A 19,067-nucleotide genomic window follows, 5' to 3' on the forward strand; every position below is an offset into this window, starting at 1 on the left:
CTGAAGAATGGATCAAACGGCCTCACTCACGGGACGGGTGGTGGTGATTCACCCTGTTTGATAAGAAAGTGGTAAGTCACGTGCCCATCCTCGATGCGGGATCGCTCAATCGTCTGGGGATCAAAACGGTCTGGGAGGTCAACACGACCGAGTGGCAATTGGTGGCTTTTGAATAGAGCCAGGAGCGCGTGCCGAAACTCGTCAAGCGTTCCCCGTCGGTCAGCAGGCAGGTGCTGCCAAAGGTCATCGATAAAAACGCGATGCGAGCCAAGCGGGCCAACAGGAATGTCAGGCAAGGCGGCATGGATGTCGGCCAGAGTGAATGTGCATGCCATTGGCGAAACATCGCCACTTGAAACATCCCCCCGTGAAACATCGCCTTGTGAAGCACTTGCTGCTTGCCGGATTTGCTGACGAATGAGCGATTGAGCCACATCTCTACTCGACTCACCCAGCTGCTGCTGAGCCAGCAGTTTGATGACCTGAGCGGATGTCAGCGAGCGGTCAGTCTGCAAGGAAACGGTTGCCAGAACATTCGCTGGCGTCAGCTTCTTTCGCGAACTGACGTTCAATTCTTTCCACGCCAATGCCAGCAACAACTGACTGATCGTGGTGACAGGCTCTGTCAGTTGATAGGCCTGTTTCAGATATTCCAGCAGCAGATGATCCGTTGTCTTGGCTTTGGAACCGGGGAGGGCAAAGCCGCAGATCCGGGGGACAATCTGCCTGGCGAGAAGTTGAGGCCAGCGGAGATTTTTGGGAAGTGCTTCTGCGGGAGAAAAACCGCAAAATTTCCGGGCAGCCGCCAGACCACTTGGCGTCAGCACCAGTTGATCAGCTTCGAGATCGCCTTCATAACGAAGCGATCCCAATGCGTCTTCAAACAGACTTCGCCATTGCCCTGCCGAATACTGCTGAGCAAACAGCGGCCCCAGAGCTTTGGAAAGAACAGCCTGCGAAGGTGCCTTGGCCTGCGGAATCAGCAGACGCGCAAGAATCAACTGTGAAGCAAGCCTGACAGGAGATGACAATGACATCGGCTGGCCCGCAAAGATGTCGACTGTAAAAAAACGCCACCATCAAAAATCGCCACCAACGCAACACATCCCGGCTGCTACTGGACAAAATGGCGACTGAATAAGAATACAGTCCCTCAGCACGCCATTGCGAATACCATTTTCAGCAATCAATGTTTTTTTCGCGAACCGTCCCCTCGCATCCCCTTGCGGGGTTTGTGGCGGCCCCCTTGCGGGGTTCGGGGCGGCGTATGGCAGCCGGTTGTTCATCCACGAATGGGTCTTACGCCGCCAGAATCATGTTTCATGTAGGCATTGATTTACTCCTCTCCCATTCCAATGGGAGAGGCTGGGTGAGGGCGAGCCGAAACTTAATAACTGCTGGATTCCTATGTATTATGTAGGGTGCATGAAGCGCTAGCGCAATGCACCAACTGCAAACAAATCCACCACAAAACATCGACTATCATATCTGCCATGCAAATAGAAACCCGGGCACACTTCTCTATAGATAACACCCACTGGAAAATCCCTCACCCGGCACTCCGTGCCACCCTCTCCCGCCTGCGCGGGCGAGGGTTGATTGCCTGGTTTGAGAAATGACGAGATCTCTTTCCGGGTCGTCGATCACTCGGTTCCAGCAGAAATTTCTGATATGCTTTTCTGTCGATGCGTTGTTGTCTGGTTCTTCGAGTGCTTTCAGCGGATATGATCCCGTGAATTGGAATACTCTCTCTTCGTCTGTTCTGCCGCTGGTTATCTACGCGTTCTCTGGTGGAATTCTATTTGATCACGTGGCTTGTGCTCAGAATTCTGGTGGGGAAGCGGCAATCACCGCAGAGACCTTTCCCGCGCCGTTCAACACGGAAAAGTCGTTGGGTGAGCCGCAGATGAGTGCCGTGAAGTCGGCGGCGGGAACTCAGATGCCAGCTGGTTTCGAGGTTTCGGTCTTCGCCGCTGAACCCGATGTCCAGAACCCGATCGCCATGAGTTGGGACAGCCGGGGAAGGCTGTGGATTGCTGAAAACTACACCTACGCCGAACGCCCTGTCCGTTTTGAGGACTCACTGCGCGATCGTGTGCTCATGCTGGAAGACACGAACGGCGATGGTGTGATGGATCGTCGCACGGTCTTTACTGAGAACGTCCGCTGCCTGACCAGTGTGGCAGTTGGTCATGACGGAGTCTGGTTACTTTGTTTGCCGCAACTGGTCTTCATTCCTGATGCGAATCATGATGGTGTCCCTGATGGGCCATCTCAGGTGATGCTCGATGGTTTTGAAGTCGCGAAGGAAAATTACCATAACTTTGCAAACGGTTTGAAGTGGGGGCCGGATGGCTGGCTCTATGGCCGGTGTGGAGGTTCCTGCCCCGCACAAATCGGCTTACCGGATTCGCCACCGGAAGCGAGGGCCGCACTGGAAGGGGGACTTTGGCGGTATCACCCTGTCAGTCGTCAATTCGATGTTCTGACGACTGGCACCACCAATCCCTGGGGCCATGACTGGAACGAACAATACGAAGCCTTCTTCGTCAACACGGTCAATGGTCACTTGTGGCATGCCATTCCGGGTGCTCACTTCACCCGACCATTTACTTTGGATCCCAATACAAGAACCTACGGGCTGATTGATCAGCACGCCGATCATTTTCACTTTGATACCGGCAAGAGCTGGACGGCTTCGCGCGATGGCGCGGCAAATTCTCTCGGCGGCGGGCACGCTCACTCGGGCACAATGATCTATCTGGGCAATCAGTGGCCTCAAGAGTACCACAACCAGCTTTTCACTGTGAACCTGCATGGTCGGCGGATCAATGTCGAACAACTGGATCGCGAAGGGAGCGGCTACGTGGGCCGCCATCGACCTGACATGTTTCTTTCACCAGATCTCTGGTTTCGTGGCATTGATTTAGATTACGGCCCGGATGGCAGTGTGTTTGTCATCGACTGGAGTGATACCGGCGAATGCCACGAAAACACGGGAGTCCATCGCACCAGCGGCCGGGTTTTCAAAGTGAGTTTTCCCTCGAAGTCATCCAGCCCCGTCAAGCCATCAGCATCCCTGATGATCGATAGTCAAAGTGATGCCGACCTCATCGAGATGCAGGGGCATCCCAATGAATGGTTTGTTCGACAGGCACGACTGGAATTGGCATCGCGAGCGAGGAAAGGGACACTCACAAGCGAAACAGTCTCGAAACTTCAACAACGGATGATTGAAGCTTCGGAACCACGTGTGAAGCTGAGGCTGCTTGCCACACTGGGTACGGTTCTGGGCATGCAGGGAAAAACGCTTGATAAAAAAGCTTTAGAACACGCGATCACTTCGCCCGATGAGTCCATCAGAGCATGGGGAATTCGCCTGGCGACCGATGCTTTTCCGCTGGACGATGCCATGAGCCGGCAGCGGGTTCTGCCTCCTCAGGCAGCAGCAAAACAGGCACTGGCACTTTCACCACAACTGCTGAACCAGTTTTGCGATCTGGCCGAGGAAGACCGCTCCTCACTCGTGCGGCTTACGCTGGCTTCAACACTTCAACGCCTCCCGCTGGCAACGAGGCCACATCTGGCAATCGCGCTCATGAGTCACCCAGGTGAAGCAGATGACCACAACTTACCACTGATGGTCTGGTACGGCTTAATTCCTGTGGCCGAGGTGGCTCCTGCGGATTTGGTTCCCGTTTGTCTGGCCAGCCAGTGGCCGTTGACCCGACAGTTAATCACTCGCCGCTTGGCAGAAGAGATTGAATCACGCCCGCAGGTGATGGAGGAATTGCTGCGGGAAGTGACAACCAGAAAAGACCTCTCACTCACTCAGGATCTTGTCACAGGGATGACAGCCGGTTTGAAGGGATGGCGAAAAGCGAAAGCCCCAGCGGCATGGCCTGCTTTTGTTGCCATGGTTGAAACTCTGGATCTGGCGTCTGCCGGCGATGCCAGCCAGAAGAACTCCCTGCCATCACGTCTGCGCGATCTGAGCATCCTGTTCGGTGATGGCCGAGCGATGGGCGATGTGCGTCAGGTGGCATTGGATCAGAATGCCGATCCTGCCAGCCGGCTGGCAGCACTGGACACGCTGGCCGAGAGCCACCCCGATGATCTGGCCGAAATTTTGATGCCACTGCTCAAGGATGCCCGTTTCAATGTCTCTGCCGCTCGTGGGCTGGCTCAATGGAACCATGCCAAAGCGAATCGCGTTCAAATTGGCCAGCAGATTGCCGGACATTATCGGGCCTTCCGCGCACCGGTGAGACCGCAGATCATTGCGCTACTGACGACGCGCAAAGAATACGCCAAGGCGTTGATGAAAGCTGTTGCTGAGGGGAAGCTTCCCGTGGCCGATCTGACCGCCTTTGATATTCGTCAGATGCGATCATTACGCGATGCCGAACTGGACGAACAATTGACGAGTCATTGGGGCGGCGTTCGCGAAACCAGCGCGGACAAGCTCAAGGCCATCGAAGATCTCAAGGGGCGATTGACGCCGGATGTCTTTGCCAAAGCCGTGCTGACGGATGGTCGCCTGCTGTTTACCCAGCATTGTTCCAAATGCCATAAGCTCTATGGCGAGGGGGGCGCAATCGGCCCGGATTTAACAGGATCGCAACGGTCAAATCTGGATTACCTGTTGGAAAACATCATCGATCCCAGTGCTGTCGTCTCCAAGGATTACCGGATGTCGATTGCCGAGCTGGAAGATGGCCGAGTCATTTCCGGCGTCGTTGTCGAACAATCTCCCCGAACAATCACGCTGCAAACACAGACCGAACGAATCACACTGGAACGCAGTGAAATTGCCGAACTTTCACCGACAGAACTCTCCCCCATGCCGGAAGGGATTCTGAATTCCCTCTCGCCCGAACAGATCCGTGATCTGCTGGGTTATCTCAGACATTCTCAGCAGGTTCCGCTGCCATTGTCACCACCTTTGGGACAGTAACCATGGCAGTGATAAGCCAGATAGAACATTTGCCAGGTCATTGATCGTTATCGCACAGGGTCTGATTTGAGATCTGTTTTTCGCAATGCCTTGCCTGCCAGAGCACCTGTCGGCGTGCCCTGATTGACTGCCGGTGTCCCGTTCACAAATACGTACTGCATACCTTGGGCGTACTGATACGGATCTTCATAAGTCGCCGTATCGATGAACGCTTTGGGATCAAAGACCACGATATCGGCGGCCAGGCCAACTTTCAGAAGTCCACGATCTGTCATGCCGATAATTTCTGCCGGCAGCCCCGTGGCACTGCGGATAGCTTGTTCTAAAGGGAGCACTCCCTCCCGAATCGCATAGTGTCCGATCTTCCGGGGGAAAGTTCCAAAGCCTCGCGGATGAGGGCGGTTGGCGCCTGGAATCTGTGCCGAAGCATCAGAGGCTGTCGCCACCCAGGGAAGCGTCATCGCCAGACGAACGTCGTCTTCACTCATAGAAAAACTGACAATGCTGGCTCCACCGTCCCGAATAATTTTCTCGGCCACCTGAAGAGCACTGCTTTTTTCTGATTCAGCAATCTGTTTCAAGCTCTTGCCGACATATTCCGGATGCGTGGCACAGCGGGCGATCACAACGTGATGACCGTCATCAGCATCTTTAAGCTTATTAGCAACGGTTTCGCGAATGCGCGGGCCTGTCTCAGGATCATCCAGCCTACCGATCAGTCCTTTACTTCCGCCAGAATTAGCCCAACTGGGAAAGAGAAATGGCTGTATCGATGTGCTTAATGCAATGTATGGATATTGGTCTGCCGTGACCTTCTGCCCTTGAGCGCGGGCCTTTTCGATCAGATCAATCGCGACGCGGATTCGTCCCCAATTCGACATCCCCGCCGATTTGAGGTGCGAAATATGAACCGGGCAACCCGCTTTCTCACCGATTTCAATCGCTTCCTGAACTGAAGCTGGCAGGCTGGAATCCTCTCCACGAATATGGCTGGCATAAATCCCATTAGCAGTAGCGACAACCTTCGCTATCTCTATCAACTCATCGGTATTAGCATAAGAACTGGGAGTATAGATGAGGCCCGTCGACATACCCCATGCCCCATCATCCATCGCAGTTTTCGCCAGACCCCGCATCTGTTCGAGTTCTTCAGGTGTGGCTTTACGGTTCACACTTCCGATGACACGGGATCGCAACGATCCTTGAGGGAGCAGATGAGCGACGTTTGTCCCCGCTCCCGCAGCGTTGATCTTGTCGTAATACTCGGCCACATCGACAGGGCCGTTACCACAGTTTCCCGTGACAGACGTGGTGCAGCCCTGCAGGAGATAATTCACGCAAGCGCGTCGATCAGGGGAAATCACAGAAGAATCGCTATGGGTATGCAGGTCAATAAATCCCGGCGCGATCACCAGCCCTTTGATATCAATCTGCCAGGTCGCATCAGGGCCATCCCCTGCACCCACAGAAGTGATTTTCCCGTTATTAAAAGAAACATGCCCAGTGAATGGGGCACCGCCAGATCCATCATAGATCAGGCCATTTTTGAGCACGACATCATCAATCGCCAGCAGATTCTGTGGAAAAGCAACCACTATAAGCACAGTGAAAAAGCAACCGAACGTTCGCAAAAAGATCTGCTTATTCATCACATAAATCTCATGAATTTGTTTCAACAAGTAGGGTGCATGAAGTTCCGACGGAATGCACCAATAAATATGATTAATTCACCCCGCTTCTCAGAATCGTTCCAGTCGATAAGGATGGGGGTCAATGTGTGGTGTGGTATTTGTCAGCAATTCGGTGAGCAGCTTTCCGGTGGCGGTGGCCATCGAAAGCCCCAGCATGCAATGGCCGGCGGCCATCCAGGCATTGCCTAACCGGGGAATTCGCCCGACCAGCGGAACTTCATCGGCACTCATCGGACGCCAGCCATACCATTTCTCGATGACTGGCGAAGCGACGGGATCATGTAAATAGAATTTGGCAGTATCGGTCAATAGTCCCAGACGATCTTCGCGAAGTGTTGCATCATACCCCGCGAATTCCATGGTTGAGCCAATCCGGTAGCCGCTGGCCATCGGAGTGATCGCGACCCGATGATCTTCAAAAATCATCGGATAGGTGGGGCACATGGCCGGCCTTGGCATGGTGATCGAATAGCCCTTGCCAGGCTCAATCGGGATGGCCACTTTGAGCTTCTTCTGGATGAGCCGTGACCATGCTCCCGTCGCGAAAATGACATGATCCGTTTCCAGATGTCCTAACGAAGTATGAATAGACTGGATCTGTGAACCCTTCGCTTCCAGATCAAGAAACTCACAGTTCTCGCGAATCTCGACCCCCATCTGGATCAATCGCTCCTTCCATGATTTCATCAGCATATTAGGGCGTAAATGAGCATCGCAGTCATAGAGCCACGCTCCCGCAACGACAGGTTTTAATGTCGGTTCCATCTCTAATAATTCTGGCGCATCGATCCGTCGCGCGGGAAGATCAAACTCGTCAGATAGTAGCTTGTTCGTCTTTTCAAATGACTCAAAATGATGCGGATCATGATGGACAAACAGCAGGCCACGCGTTTCCCAGTCACATTCGCCCAAAACTTCGGCCTCGATCAATTGCTCATAAAGACGCCGGGATGATTGCAGTAGTGCGTGCCGGGCCTTCCCCGCTTGGAGCATATCACTCGAATTGCACTTCATCGCAAATCGAAAAAACCATTGCCATGTTGCTAAATCAAGTCGCGGACGAATCTTGAATGGTGAGTTTCTTTGAAAGAGTGTTTTTAATGACGACGTAATAGCTCCAGGTCGGCAGAGCGGCAAGACATGACTGGGAGAGATATAGCCACAATTTCCATGGGAGCATCCTTGGCCGAATGTTCCTTTATCGATCATGATCACACGGCATCCTGCCAATGCCAGGTAATAAGCACAGGCAGAACCGACAACACCTGCGCCAATAATGACGACAGGCTTGGCAGAACTTCCCGGAGATGTTGCCACTCCCGTTACATTGGCAGGTGCGTAAGTGGAAACTTTGGACGTAGCACTGATCATGGTTGTTGATACATTCATCTAAATTATCTAGTCACTCAAAATTGTCTTTTCAGCGAAATCCATTGGTAGGGTGCATGCAGCAAAGCGAAATGCACCATCTCTCGCATCTGGTAGTCAATTGGTGCATTTCGCTACGCTGCATGCACCCTACATTATTTATCACTTGTGGATGTGGCGCCGACGCGAGATGACTGTTTCGCACATTCATTCCACGCCCAGCGAAATAAGTTGCGAGCATCCACATAGCGGGCGTCTTGAGATGTTGACCCCAGAACGACGACAACCAATCGACGAGAATCGCGTTCACCAACTGCAACCAGGCAAGCACCAGCTTGAGGAGTCGTGCCGGTTTTCATACCGAGATATCCCTCGGTATTGAGTAACTGATTAGAATTCTTCCATAGTTCATAGCGAACATATCCCGGCGCCCCCGTCAGCTTTCCAATCGCCTGTCGAGTCTGGACAAACGGGAGAATATCTCCATCTCGCACCAGCATCGCGGAAAATTGTGCCAATTCACGGGCGGTCGTATGATGACCCGGCGATGAAAGTCCATGCGGATTAGCAAAATGCGTCTGCTTCAACCCCAACCCTTCTGCTGTTCGATTCATCTCGGTAATGAACAAGCGAAACGGATCTTTAAGATCGGGCTGATCAACGGGCGGGGCAAAGCGTGAACCCAGATTTTCGGCAACCACCACCGACGCATCATTCCCTGAAGGGAGCAACAACCCATAGAGCAAATCTCGCCACGTCAGTTGTTCACCATGTTGGAGATTCGCCGTACTTCCCGAGGTCAGATCGCCCCGGCGGGAGACAGTGACGAGCGAATCAAGCAACTGAGGATCTTTTTTTGCGGCTCTTAAGACAATCCACGCGGTCATCAGCTTCGTGGTACTGGCCATCTCCCGTTCGTCATTGTGATGCTCTCCCCCCACGATCTCGCCCGTATCAGCGTCGAGAACCACCCAGGCTTTACAGGTGACAAAGGGGACGCCACTGAGTGATTCGGCCGGCGATTTCTCCGCTTGATTTGGCTTATCCTGTAAAGGATCAAGGATAGGCGAATCGCTGGTCATCAGCGGCCCAAGTGCACGCCAGGTCAGGGAATCGACAATCCCTGTGGCAGGTAAATGGTGCAGCTTTTGATAGGACTTGACAGCATCTTCTGTCGCTTCATCGAATTTGCCACTGATCGATAGTTGAGGCGATGGGGCGAGTTTCCAATTGAGCGTACGTTGTAGCGCCTCAACCTGCCACCCGTCGGATAGTAATCCTAATGGTCGAGCAGGGTTCGGAATCGGTGCTTTTGAAGAGGCTTTAACACTGGAACTCTCCTGTCCTATCGCGACCGATGCCATCAAAATCAAAGCTACGGAAAATGCGACTCGCCCAATCATCTTGTGTATCCATTTCGTCATTTCGATCAATGGAGATATTCCTGCGTAAACTTTTTTACCCCTTGACGACTGATGAGCCAGATATCAATCTCATCCTAACATCTTCAAGGACTCTCTCGATTCAGATGAATTTCAATATCATTACTTCCTGTTTGAACAGCCTTCACTAAAGTCGTCTTATTAATATCTGATAGGATCGCCGGAAATCTGCGTGAACGATCTTCTTCACCTTCGGCGTCCATCGTGCCAACAGCAATTTTGTAATTACCCGTAATAAAGTCCCGTTTCCCACGTCCACGAAAGATTCTGAAGCGGCCTTGTTCATCGGTCATCCCAAAGCCTTCCTGCTCATCATCTAATGATTTAAATGTTACAGCCATTCCCTTGGCAGGTTTGCCGTCAATCGTGAGCAACCCTTCAATCGTCCCTACAGATTGCGAGCAACCCTGCACAATCAATGCCAGCAACATCCCTGAAACCAGGACGATTCGTGAATTCCCGAATGGAACGCGATTACAAAGTTCGGTAACGCGGATTTCTTTCATATTTTTAACAATTCGCATGAAGTCGGCATCCTGATACATGCTGTAAGAATTCAGACGAATTAACCCTAAGGATAAGACACGGTCGTGACTTGCTTTTACATGATCGCTATTGATCGAGATGTCTAAATTTCAGGATTAGCCCGCCCATCATCCCGCCAGACCAGATACCGATAGACCGTCGTGTGATCGATATTTTCGTTGACAAGCCGCACACTGCCGTCCCCCATGAGGACATGGACTCCACCAATGTGATAACTACTGACTCCTCGGGCGTTGTAAGCTCCTGTCGTATCATTCAGCGCCTGAACATAGTCATAATTTATGCGGTATACCGCGTGTGTCAGCGTACGATAAGGACGAAGCACATTATTGCGACTGGCGATCCCCGCCCAAACGGCAGCACCAAAAGTTGTTGTAAATCCACTCGTGGATGGGCCAACTGGTGATGAATCACGCTCACTCACGAAAAACGTGTTGGACAACCCATCGCTGACGGCATTAAATCCTAAATAGGAATTTCCAAAGAATACGCCATGAGCATCATTGTTATTCGCCAGCGTTTCGGCTGTGGTTCCCGCTCCACCATATGCCACATAATTTGATGTCGCTGGATAGAAGAAATTCAAGGCACCAAACGCAAATTCATTGACTGGAGGAGCGATATCTGAAGGGCATCGAAAAACGGAAATGGGTGTCTGTAATAGACGCTGATCTTCTGAAGTAAAGGCTGAGACATATCGTGCGCTCAAAGGAATCGTCCCTGGATTTAACGCATTATAAAGTGGGCCCTGATCAAGATAAGGAAGGATCGCGACAGCCCATCCATAGATAGGAATCAGATTGTTAGCTTCATAACCGTACCCTGCTGGCAATTTTTGATATGCGTCATGATAATTATGTAATGCCAGACCAATCTGCTTGAGATTATTCTTGCACTGGCTGCGACGGGCCGCTTCTCTCGCCTGTTGCACGGCGGGGAGTAGCAACGCAATCAATACGGCTATGATCGCAATAACGACCAGTAATTCGATCAGTGTAAAACCTGCTCTAACGCGGCGCATCGGCCTCAGAATATTACGTCGGGTATGTCCAGGCGACGAACGGTGGCAATACAGCATGGCAGCGGCTCCGGGAATGATCGAAAGTCGTCGTGAGTATGAAGCAGATCATTTGGTGCGGCGCTGGATAAGAATCTTGCAGTCTTAAACCGCCTCTTTCAATAGAGCTTTGCGCAGAAATGTTGGGCAAAATCGCAACGGGCGATTCATCAACACTTTCTGATCACTCATGGGTTCGCAGGTCAGAAGGCTTGATTCCCAGGTATTTCCGAAAGGCGTGAGAGAGTTCGACACCACTGGAAAAACTGCAGGCGGTGGCAATGGCGCTGATGGGCATCTCGCTCTCTACCAGCAGATGGCGGGCATGTTCCAGCCGGGTGCGGCGAATTTCCTCGGCCGGTGTTCGGCCCAGCAGGCTGCGAAACTTTTGCTCCAACCCCCGACGGGAGATGGGAAACAACCGCAGGATGTCGGGCACCCGAATCCCTTCACAAGCCCGGGATCTGATGTAGCGCAGGATTTCCGCCAGTTGTGTATCTGCCACTGCCAGAAGGTCTGTGGAATGCCGTGGAATCACCTGCAAAGGAGCAATCAGCTTGGGACGGGTGGGGGCGGGTGATCCTTCCATCATCCGGCTGAGCATTACGCAGGCTTCATGTCCAATCTTGTGGCAATCAAGCTCAATACTGGAAATGGGAGGTGAGGCGATATTGCAGAGCAGGTCATCGGTATCACCCGAGAGGAGCGCGACTTCATCGGGAATATGAATCCCTTCCCCCTGGCAGATTTCCGCCAACTGGCGGGCGGGGACAGGATCGGGGGCGAAAACGGCCAGCGGTGCAGGTTGCCTCCTGATCCACCGCGCGACCTTCTCCGGTTCTGCGTACCAACCGAACTCTTTATGTCCTGACTGATCGAATCCCGTGCAGGGAAAACCCGCCTTCTCGACAACCTGTTGAAATAGCTTCGAGCGATAGTCGGGATAGCGATTCACTCGTGGGGCGTAATAGGCAAACTGACTGAGATTCTTGGATCGAAAATGGTCAAAGGCCATCGTTACTCGCTGCAAATCGTTGGTGACGACGCGGCCGACCCATTTTTCTGACTGCATCAGAACATCCACATCCACAACGGGAATGGCAGCCGCTTGAAGATGGCGAGCCATGGTCAGATCTCGCAACATGGCCACAGCGCCGTCCCCTTTCCATTTCGGCGGCAGCCGCAATCGTCCGTGGGCATCGCGAGGCGAGATAATCAGCGACCAGCGATACTTCTGGGCATAACGTGCAACGGCCTCGACGACGTTTCGCCCCCAGCTGTCGCCGGTTTCAATCAGCACCGCAACGGACTTGTGATAATGCGCCATGATGCCCGCTATCCTGCGGATTCCCTATCCAGGAACCACTGACGTCCCTGTCACTTCCCCGCTGAGGCTTCGGGGTGACGAGAGGCTGAGACATTCTGGTGAGTAGAAAGGTGCCTCACAATGGATTGCGTATTTCCGCAAGAACTTTGCGCAGAACGCCAGTGGAGGTCGCATCGGGAGAAGCGTAATCTGTCACTGAAGTCTTCCGATGAAAATGAAAGGCGAATTGCTGATGGCGTCTTGCATGTCTCCGCTGCGTGTTCAGGGTGTCCTTCTCCTGATGATCTGCTGGTCAACGGGGGACGCCCGCTCGGAAGAACCAATCCAGGCAAAAACCTCTTCAGCCTCGAATGCGGCAGCGAACAAGCCAGCAGGTCGTTCCTCATTCGTCGAGCTGCGCCGGTCGCTTCCTCGCGTTTGGATCAAAGAGCGGATTCGCGTTTTTTATGAGACAAAGGGCGAACATGCCGTCGCTCTGGCGGATCTGAATCAAAATTCTGTCCCTGATGCCGTCGAAGATGTCGCGATGCAATCCTGGGCAGCCCTCACGCTTTGGAAAAGCCTGGGTTTTCCAGACCCTTTCAAGACGGAGCGGTATGCCCAGGCCAATTGGATCGATATCCATTTACTACATAAAGACGCCTTATCGGCCAATGGACTGACATACGATGAACTGCGGCGATTTCAGCGGGAAAGTGATCCGCCAACAACGATCAGCATTTGTGTCGATGTCGCAACTTCTGTGAAACCGGCTGAGAACCAGACGCCGGCTCATGAAATGTTTCATGTCATTCAAAACAGTGCGACCTATTTCAAAAATCGGTGGTTCACTGAAGGGACAGCCCGTTGGTCAGAACAGGGATTACGAGCAGGAGGCCTACCAAAAGGCCAGCAGCAACTGATCTGGCCTCCCAGCCAGGAACTGCTGGAAAAAGTCTATCTATCAAGCTATGACGCCTCATTGAGCTATTGGAGTCCGCTACTGCGACAACACTCGCGCCTGCAAAAACTTCCCATGGATCAACTCCCGCCAGAGTTGAAAGCGGCCCACTATATTAACGGCAAGCACGTGCTGGTCGATGATGAGCTGGCAGGCTGGGATCTGGTTCGTGACATTCTGTTGGCCTTGGGAAAAGCCGATCAGATCGCCTTCAAAGAGCGGAAGCTGACTCGCTGGACGGAAACCGAACAGAAATCCCCAGAGAATGACCCTGTCATTCACGACATTGTCGAGCAAGTAGCTAGTGCGTTGTCAAAGTAGAAAACTCGGGGCTTTTCTGTTGTTAAGTCCGACAACGGAGGACGTTGCGGCGACATCAACCCGAAGACAAAGCCGTGACACGGCACTCGATCGCTAAATATCAATTGATAGTTACTGGTGATGGTCGCTGGTCAAGCGGCTTATCCCACGCGAAGGCCTCGCTGATGGCATGCGAATATCAAGCCTCAGCGCGACGCGACACCGCTCGAACCCTGATGACAAAGCCGTTATTCCGTCATATAGTCTACGGTTCGTCGTAAGGGACAAGTTTCGAGTCGGCACCGGGAACAGGTGGAATATCCCTTGATCCAGGCGGCAAACTTAACCCGTCATAGAGCAACGTCGGGACGCCTTCAGTCCCAGGGGCATAGATTGCCGAGCTGCCAGATGTTGTGGGCGGGCCGTTCAGAGGAGGATAAGTTGGCCCTTCTGGTGGATATTCACCAGGCACCAGAGATTGCGACATTGGCCCGGCACTCACTTGAGGTGCCAGTTGTTTTGGATGCTCAAATCGGCTGGCAGGATGCGTGCGAAGCTGGCGTTCCAGCGCATCGCAATAGGCTTGTTCCGGCCATGGCCCTTCTTCTAACGTGATCTCGTTGTAATCGAAGAGAGTTCCTTTTTCGAGCTGGACGTTCTTGATCGACAGCGAATATTCAATCAGCGAGCGGAAGTAGGAAACGTCAGCGTCGGCCATCCGTCGTTGAGCTTCTAACAACAGGTCGACAGTCGCATTATCAGCATCGAATGCGGCCTGTACGGCTTCCACCTGCTCGCGGGCCGCCATACGACGATTCGCAGCCGTTTCGACAATCTGGTAAGAACGATCGACATCAGCAATCGCATTGCTGAGATCATGGACAACCGACCGTTCCTGTTCAAAGAGGAGTGATCGTTCACGCGCCAGTTGAAGCTCGGCATTACGAACAGCCGCATAAGCCTGGCGGAAGCCCAGAGGCATGGAGAATTCCAGCCCCAGTTGCCACTCCTGAAAATCTCCCGAAACAAGGTCGGAGTAGGCATCGCCAAAACGGCCACTGGTGCCGTCGGGAAGGAGGTCTTTTCCAAACCCGCGGAAACGATAACGAGCCATGGCATCCAGCTGTGGCTTGAGGAAGTTCTTATTGGCCTGAAGTTCCAGCTCTCGCTTGCGGATCTGCCATTTCTGTCGACGAAGCTCTACACGCCGGGTGAGAGCTTCACCCAGTGTGGATTCCCAGGCATAAGCGAGCTTTGCAGCGGAGGGTTCGTCAGCGGTACGGATCAGGCGGCCATCATTGATCGGCATCCCCACTAGCAGCCGCAAACGTCGTTCACAGACAAAGACACCTCCCGTACCACGGAAGGTGCCACCAGTGCTGCCATTATTGGTGCGAGTGCCATCCAGCAGGCGACCATGAAGTGAATTCTGAGCTTCTTCTTGAAAGCGGTAGTATTGTTCGCGGGCCTGCGCTTCTTTTTCCGCCTCGCCACCGCGCCGGCCTTGAGCATACAACGCCTGAATGCGGCGCCAGGTTTCCAGAGCCGCATCACGGGCTGCGATTTTCGATTCCAGATCGCGCCAGGCAAACGAAAGATCCCAATAGGTGTTCTCAATATCGCTCACATAGTTTCGCACTCCCATTTCAAAATCAGCGAGCGAAACATCCGAGTTGATCCGGGCGATGACCACACCATTGATCAATCCCGGCTGAGCATTAGGGCCGGCAATCCGGTTAAAATCGACGCCACCCCCTTGAAGCAGAGGATGTCGAACCTCCCCTTCATACCAGGTTGTCCAGGCGCTGGGGAAAAAGTTACCCGGAGCATTGTTTGCGTCGTATTGCGTGTAATTGCGAAGGGCAAAGGTGGAACCTGTGGCCGCTGTCTTCGAGATCTGCGCCTGATAGACGTTAAAATCCTGAGTCAGCAGACGGGTGCCGCCGCCAAAGAACTGGTTATTCAATGCCCGGTCGTTCTTCTCCCAATTGGCACTGGCGGCAACCTGAGCATCAAACGCACTCAGTGCCGCTTCAATTCCGAAGCGGGGATCCGTTTGGGTAATCGCGGGATCGTTTCTTGTGCGAACAATTTCCGGTGACCTCAGCACCAGCCCGCCCAGATCACGGAAGGCCTTGGACTGAGCCAGACCCAATTGCATCACCTGTTCAAGCGTCAGATCGAGATATTCCGTAGGCGTTTCGCTACTGAGTGAAATGGGGGCACTGGTGGCGGCTAATTCCGCTTCGCCACTCATGGGCTGAATTTGGGGATATTCAATCTTTCGCCCCATCGATTGATAGTGCGATTGATCAACGGCCACATGTGATTGAGGAGTCGGTTGATAACGGGCGCAGCCTGGGCCTGGCAACGTGATCGCTATGATCACGAAGTTGACCCATCGCCAGCGGAGAGTCCGCTTTCGCCGCGACATCCGTGTCTGCCCCTCACTACAAGAGATCTCTGGCTTGTGAACGGAAGCATCCTGCTCCGACAATTCCCTGTTCAGTGAGCGCAGGGAATCTCCACAATCTGCCATCTCATCGTCAGTCATCGGCACATCGACAGGCGTCCTTTGGGCAACTTTCCAGAAGTCTGGATCACCGGCGGTTCCTGCGGAAATGGGTCACGTCACCATCTTTTTGGAGATCAAATGCCTGGAAAAACGTGAAAAAATACTGGAGATCAAGCCATCGTCATTGAAAAGCGCGATTCTCGCCGCAGTGAGCGAATTCCATGCTAAGTTTCAGTGAGGTGCCTAGGGTGGCATTTTGATGACGGGCCAATTGCCTTTCTGTGTCTTCCGGAATTGTTGCATTTTTGCAACATGTTTCTGATGACTGGTTCAGGCAAGAGGCAGGTTCTGATCGCGATGTGTCCGCAGGGCGAATCCATTCATGTCAGGTCTAGCCTACGTACTTTCTCAACTGGAGGGTGCTCTATCCGGTACAGCCGGATTATTGGCGCTGGCCTCGGTTTGTCTGTTCCAACACGGAATTCATGTGTTGCAGCGGCAGCGGGCTGATCGAAGCACGAACCGAATTCTCGGCGAGGTCAAAGGTCTCGAACGTGAAGTGATGAACCTCACTCGTGACAAAATGATCACCCGACTGGAAAACGTGGTTCTTCGTGAGATTCTGACACAGAATGATCCCGAGCGGGCCTACGCGGTTCTCCTGAAACGATTTATCCCTGATACCGATTCGGGATTTGCCGCCATTATTCGTCTGGATCGCAGTACCGGCAGCGTCTTTGAATCGCGCGGTCTCTCGGACGAATCTCTCACACAATTCACGGTTGATACGCATCTGCTGGCGACGCTGGCGTCAGGATCACCTTCCACACTGGAAGATCAGGTTCTCCGCAAAACCCAGCTCCATGCTTCGCTAAGCCCCAGTGATAAACGAAAAGCCAGTCGCATTTTTCTGATCCCCGTAGGGATTGGTCAAGAACTTTGTGCCGTCCTGGCGACCACCCAGTTACTGCCAACAGCTGCTCCTCAAGCCGAACAACTGGAACTCAGTTCCCGGCTCATGGCTTGCGTGGCGGGTTCTCTTAAGCAACTCTTTACTCTTGAGCATCATACCCATCAATTGCGTTCGACTCGCGAAATGCTGGAGTTGCGATCCATCGCCGACAGCCAGAGCGAGCAGCCGCTGCGTATGATCGAGCGGTTCATCGTCCGGCTGGCACAAATCACCGGCTCTGAACGAGCCACCCTTTATGTCATGCCCAAGGAAGGGGCAGCCACGTGCAAACCACTGGTTCGTTGCGGAGTGCAATTGCCCCCCGGCGTCGAAAGCCGCTGGTTCCAGCATGAAGACACCCTGGCCAGCATGGGCCAACTGTATGGGCAAGTGACCATCTTCGATCCACTGCATCTCAAACGCATTGGTGTTGATTCACTCATGCAATCGGCCGTTTCCGCACCGATCCGGCATAAACATCGATTCGCAGGTCTGTTGTGTCTCACACGCCGTCAGTCAGCGGCTCCGTTGCCGGTTGATCTGGAACTGATCAACTGGGCAGCTGATGTGCTGTCGGAAACGATTCAGAAGTCGATCAATTTTTTGCAGATCGAACGTCAGGCCCGACAAGACGGCTTAACGGATCTGGCCAATCGTCGCACTTTTGACCTGCAACTGGCACGAGAAATTGACAGCGTGCAGCAGGGACTCGGTTTGGAATGCTCGCTGCTGCTTTGCGATCTGGATCGCTTCAAATTGATCAATGATCAATATGGTCATCAGGCAGGCGATTTTGTCCTGCGGGAAACGGCACAGATCCTGCGCGAACAAATGGGCAAGATCCGTTCGGGAGATCGGGCGCTGCTTGCTCGATATGGTGGCGAAGAAATGGCCATCCTTCTTCCGGGTGTGGGGATTGCCGGTGCCCTGCGGATCGCCGAAGGAATTCGCGCCTCTATCGATGCACATCCTTTCCCACTGGATTCCACCCTGATGTCGGTAACGATCAGCGTGGGAGTGGCAACTTGCCCATTGCATGCGACATCCCCGGAAGCACTGATTGCCGCAGCGGATGCCGCTCTCTATGAAGCCAAGTCCGCCGGGCGCAATCGCGTCTGCTGCGCCCAGGAACCCGCAGCCATCACCGCCAGCGGCGTGTCTTAAAACCTGCCCGGCACTCTCCCCTCCCCTTGTGGAAAAGGGTCGGGATGTGGCCCATGAACCACCAGTGTTTCCACAGGCCATTTTCGACCCCTTCATCCGGGTGGGTCGCATGTACTGTCTTCAAAAGACTCCGTGCCCTGCTCATCGCTTGAGATGAGTATGCGCAGCACGTGTAGAGCGTCAGTCAATCACAATCTCACAGTGCAAGTTTGCTCAAAGCCGCTGTCTTTTATACGCGACTTTCTCCGGCTTAATTTGATCATAGACGGGCGCCGTGTCGGGAATTCAAAACTCTTCGTGCCATGCTCACGGCTTTGAGCCGGATATCCATTTGATGCCGATCCTTCCTCAGTTCACAGAGCATGCTTGCTCAGAGCCGCTGTCGTTTATACACAACTTTTTCGCCACCTGAACCGCACCATGAAATTGGCATGGGTGGCCCATAGCACCTTGCGGCCGTTACCTCAATATCTGGCATACAGCCGAGGGAATCCAAGGGATTGATGCTGTTCAAAAGTCATAGAGCAGGCTCCCGCCCCATACCGTTCGACTCCCCTCGTGCATTGTCAAAGTATAAAATTCGGGTCACTTCTGTTGTTAGTCCGACAACGGAGGACGTTGCGGCGACATCAACCCGAAAACAAAGCCGTGACACGGCACTCGATCTCTTCCGAATTCCTTCGCGCTCTTCTTTTCTTCGCGGTAAAAATTCTTTGACTCACCGCAAAGGCGCGAAGAACGCAAAGGAGTCATTCCGATGAGCAGGTTTTTCCCCCAGGCCGGAACTCCCGTGGGTTGATCTGGTCAT

Annotated in this window: 11 protein-coding genes; 3 read left to right on the forward strand and 8 right to left on the reverse strand. The window is 53.2% G+C overall.

Going from position 1 to position 19,067, the window contains the following annotated elements; all coding sequences use genetic code 11:
- Window positions 1-26: 26 nt before the first annotated feature.
- Window positions 27-1,037, reverse strand: coding sequence for a hypothetical protein (locus SH287x_RS17865; protein ID WP_479515742.1), 1,011 nt, complete (start codon window positions 1,035-1,037; stop codon window positions 27-29).
- Between the two features lie 578 nt (window positions 1,038-1,615).
- On the opposite strand from SH287x_RS17865, the gene SH287x_RS17870 reads away from it, so the two are divergent.
- Window positions 1,616-4,957, forward strand: coding sequence for a PVC-type heme-binding CxxCH protein (locus SH287x_RS17870; RefSeq protein ID WP_479515743.1), 3,342 nt, complete (start codon window positions 1,616-1,618; stop codon window positions 4,955-4,957).
- Window positions 4,958-5,004: 47 nt separating this feature from the next.
- Here the strand turns inward: SH287x_RS17870 and SH287x_RS17875 are convergent, their stop codons facing one another.
- From SH287x_RS17875 to SH287x_RS17900, 6 genes are all read right to left on the reverse strand, one after another.
- Window positions 5,005-6,606 carry an N-acyl-D-amino-acid deacylase family protein gene (locus SH287x_RS17875; RefSeq protein WP_479515744.1) on the reverse strand — a complete coding sequence of 534 codons (1,602 nt, stop codon included), beginning with the start codon at window positions 6,604-6,606 and terminating at the stop codon, window positions 5,005-5,007.
- A 90-nt stretch (window positions 6,607-6,696) separates the two neighbouring features.
- The gene (locus SH287x_RS17880; protein ID WP_479515745.1) at window positions 6,697-8,037 is read right to left on the reverse strand and encodes an NAD(P)/FAD-dependent oxidoreductase; all 1,341 of its coding nucleotides are present in this window, start codon (window positions 8,035-8,037) and stop codon (window positions 6,697-6,699) included.
- A gap of 134 nt (window positions 8,038-8,171) precedes the next feature.
- On the reverse strand, window positions 8,172-9,419 hold the full coding sequence (locus SH287x_RS17885) for a peptidoglycan-binding protein (RefSeq protein WP_479515746.1): 1,248 nt from the start codon (window positions 9,417-9,419) through the stop codon (window positions 8,172-8,174).
- Window positions 9,420-9,523: 104 nt separating this feature from the next.
- The gene (locus SH287x_RS17890; protein WP_479515747.1) at window positions 9,524-9,982 is read right to left on the reverse strand and encodes a hypothetical protein; all 459 of its coding nucleotides are present in this window, start codon (window positions 9,980-9,982) and stop codon (window positions 9,524-9,526) included.
- Window positions 9,983-10,086: 104 nt separating this feature from the next.
- Window positions 10,087-11,025, reverse strand: coding sequence for a DUF1559 family PulG-like putative transporter (locus SH287x_RS17895; protein ID WP_479515748.1), 939 nt, complete (start codon window positions 11,023-11,025; stop codon window positions 10,087-10,089).
- A gap of 220 nt (window positions 11,026-11,245) precedes the next feature.
- A complete protein-coding gene (locus SH287x_RS17900; RefSeq protein ID WP_479515749.1) occupies window positions 11,246-12,388 on the reverse strand; it encodes an AraC family transcriptional regulator in 1,143 nt (380 codons plus the stop codon).
- A gap of 244 nt (window positions 12,389-12,632) precedes the next feature.
- Here SH287x_RS17900 and SH287x_RS17905 point away from each other — a divergent pair, with 244 nt between their 5' ends.
- Window positions 12,633-13,649, forward strand: coding sequence for a hypothetical protein (locus tag SH287x_RS17905; protein WP_479515750.1), 1,017 nt, complete (start codon window positions 12,633-12,635; stop codon window positions 13,647-13,649).
- A 244-nt stretch (window positions 13,650-13,893) separates the two neighbouring features.
- Here SH287x_RS17905 and SH287x_RS17910 read toward each other — a convergent pair whose 3' ends face one another.
- On the reverse strand, window positions 13,894-16,062 hold the full coding sequence (locus SH287x_RS17910; RefSeq protein ID WP_479515751.1) for a TolC family protein: 2,169 nt from the start codon (window positions 16,060-16,062) through the stop codon (window positions 13,894-13,896).
- A 463-nt stretch (window positions 16,063-16,525) separates the two neighbouring features.
- Here SH287x_RS17910 and SH287x_RS17915 point away from each other — a divergent pair, with 463 nt between their 5' ends.
- A complete protein-coding gene (locus tag SH287x_RS17915) occupies window positions 16,526-18,259 on the forward strand; it encodes a GGDEF domain-containing protein (protein ID WP_479515752.1) in 1,734 nt (577 codons plus the stop codon).
- The last annotated feature ends 808 nt before the right edge of the window (window positions 18,260-19,067 follow it).

It is taken from the genome of Planctopirus sp. SH287, from assembly GCF_056500625.1.